Source organism: Bacillus sp. K2I17, assembly GCF_002209985.1.
Taxonomy (GTDB): Bacteria; Bacillota; Bacilli; order Bacillales; family Bacillaceae_G; genus Bacillus_A; species Bacillus_A wiedmannii.
Map to the genome: position 1 here is coordinate 1 of NZ_NJGF01000116.1, position 1649 is coordinate 1649.

Consider the following 1649-nt stretch of genomic DNA (forward strand, 5'->3'; position numbering starts at 1 on the left):
CACATCCATCAACTTAAGGGATATTTTCAAACAAAATGTGGGTTTTTTATATAATTTTTTATTACCTTTTGTAGATTTTATAAAAGTAGGCATATCAAATAAACCCTGACGGGTTTCAATTTTTTACTATGCTACCTGATGATTAGAAGTGGTATACTCATAAACAACACCCAAAATATCAAAGACTGTCTTTTTCTCGTACCGATGAGATTTTCGTCCGTTGTGCTGTAGGAGGTTAAACAGACGAAGGAGAACCTTTGATAATTCTTGGGTGTTTTTGTGTAATGCTTGGTAAAAAAGTGAAAAATAATCCTTAATTATATACATCGCTTTATATTCACTTAGTTCTTTCTGTTTCTTACGTAATAGGAGTTCTCGCATTTTAAACATAGTAGAAGAACATAATAGAATACTAATGAGTTGCCCATAAAGATGACATTCTAATCGCTCTTGTTTAATAGATTTACAACGATGAATTTGAAACCAAGATTTCCATATTTTAAATAACAGCTCAATTTGCCAACGTAATGAATATAAATCATAGATTTTCTCTTTTGGTACCCATTCCGTAGGAATGTTTGTCATATATACCGTAATACCTTGTAAAAGCTTCGTGCGCTCTGTATATGTAATCCCTTTTTTCTTTTCACGAATAGCTCGGTCACGTAAGCGTTTCTGTTTTTGCTCCTCGGTACACCTATAAACTACAATACGAGTAGGCAGTTTGTCTTTACTCCCTACATATACATCGTGTAATTCATAAACTTGGCCAGGTTGTAGTTGTTTCATAATGTCTTCCAAATGAATTTGTATATATACTGGTTTCAATTGAGGGGGTTTTGTTTTAAATACGACTGTTTCGAACTCTTTTCTATATATTTTAGTTGGTAACTTAAGACGGGATAAATAATACCCCTGCTTGTCTTGAATAGACTTAAAGTCTTGTAGACGAAAATATCCTAAGTCACGGATATACAGCTCATTCTTTTGTATCATGTCTGTTCGAGTCGCACCATACGCCTGATCACTTCGTTTTCCTGGTTCAATTTTCACATCAGAAAACTCTCCACTCAACAAGTCATACTCTAGTTGAATTTTCACACCAGCTTTATGACTACATCCTCCGGCACCAGGATAAGTAGCTGCGAATCGATCTGGAACTTGAAAGGTTGTAGAATCAAGGATGCGAATGCGCTCAAAGTAGGAAGAAAGAGAATGAGAAATCTTAGATACGCCTCCAATCTTAGCTTGTAGAAGTGTAGTAAATACAGTACGAAAAAAGGCTACAGAAGCCGAGTTAAATCGCCGATTAAGTCCTTCCGGACTTAATAAAACTCCTGTTGAAGTTTCTAATTGACTACATAGTTGAGTAAGAGAGGTAGTAGCGACTTGTTGATTTAACCATACACACAAAGATAAAAAATGATGCCCGTGGCACTTACGTTTTCGTTTCATCCCGCCTGCTTCTATAGCTAATTGATTAAGTGTAGCGGGAGACATATATCGATATAACTCTTCAGCGAATAAAGATAATTCTTGTTTTTGATTCATATTCATAAAAAGCACGTCACCCTTTCTCATTCACATAAGAAAATAGTAACGTGCTTTTAACTTCAAAAATAGTCTAAAACCTTAAGTTGATGGATGTG

1 protein-coding gene is annotated in these 1649 nt (G+C 35.1%); it reads right to left on the bottom strand.

Annotation, left to right across the window (positions count from 1 at the left end; all coding sequences use genetic code 11):
- Positions 1 to 126 precede the first annotated feature (126 nt).
- Positions 127 to 1557 (bottom strand): IS4 family transposase, encoded by a 1431-nt coding sequence (locus CER22_RS30975; protein WP_142293622.1) that lies wholly within the window; start codon positions 1555 to 1557, stop codon positions 127 to 129.
- Between the last annotated feature and the right edge of the window lie 92 nt (positions 1558 to 1649).

Coding starts and splice junctions, on each gene's coding strand:
- CER22_RS30975 (WP_142293622.1), bottom strand. CDS start 1,557: ATGAATATGAATCAAAAACAAGAATTATCTTTATTCGCTGAAGAGTTA.